The 253-nt window shown below is 65.6% G+C and carries 1 protein-coding gene; it reads left to right on the top strand.

Annotation, left to right across the window (positions count from 1 at the left end; translation table 11 throughout):
* Window positions 1-253: cbb3-type cytochrome c oxidase subunit I (locus RVY79_RS20710; protein WP_317466481.1), on the top strand; the 253-nt coding region annotated here is incomplete at both ends.

The following is a 253-nucleotide window of genomic DNA, read 5'->3' as shown; positions in this document are numbered from 1 at the left end:
CTTCCACAACGTCATCATCGGCGGCGTGGTGTTCGGCGTGTTCGCCGGCATCAACTACTGGTTCCCCAAGGCCTTCGGCTTCCGGCTGGATGCCTTCTGGGGCAAGGTCTCGTTCTGGTGCTGGCTGATCGGCTTCTGGGTGGCCTTCTCGCCGCTGTATGTGCTGGGCCTGATGGGCGTCACGCGCCGCGTCAGCCACTTTGACGACGCCTCGCTGCAGCCCTGGTTCATCGTCGCGGCCATCGGCGGCGCC

The organism is Chromohalobacter sp. HP20-39, assembly GCF_033052815.1.
In the GTDB taxonomy this organism is placed as follows: Bacteria; Pseudomonadota; Gammaproteobacteria; order Pseudomonadales; family Halomonadaceae; genus Chromohalobacter.
The sequence above is the reverse complement of the archived record's forward strand: the minus strand, read 5'-3'. Positions and strand labels throughout refer to the sequence as shown.